Annotated in this window: 1 protein-coding gene; it reads left to right on the top strand. The window is 71.6% G+C overall.

Annotated elements, in window-relative coordinates; translation table 11 throughout:
* Positions 1-349: AMP-binding protein (locus tag ASC93_RS31495; protein ID WP_162251936.1), on the top strand; the 349-nt coding region annotated here is incomplete at both ends.

Genomic DNA, 349 nt, shown 5'->3' with positions numbered 1-349 from the left:
CCTGATCGTCGCCCTGCTCGCCATCCTCAAGGCCGGCGCGGCGTACGTGCCGCTCGATCCCGCGTATCCCGCCGCGCGGCTTGCTCACATGCTGGCCGATTCGGCGCCCGCGCTGCTGGTGACCGATACGAAGCTGCTGGCCCGGCTGCCGGTCGGGCCGGAACTCCCGGTGCTTCTCCTCGACGCCGGCGACGACGGGACGAACGCCGACGCCAACCCGGACCTCGCCGTCCACCCCGAGCGCCTGTGCTACGTGATCTACACGTCCGGCTCCACCGGCCAGCCCAAGGGCGTGGCCGTCAGCCACCGCAACGTGCTGCGCCTCGTCCACGGCGGCTATTGCGAACTC

The organism is Massilia sp. Root335, from assembly GCF_001425685.1.
Lineage (GTDB): Bacteria > Pseudomonadota > Gammaproteobacteria > Burkholderiales > Burkholderiaceae_D > Telluria > Telluria luteola.
This window is presented reverse-complemented; position numbering and strand designations above follow the sequence as displayed.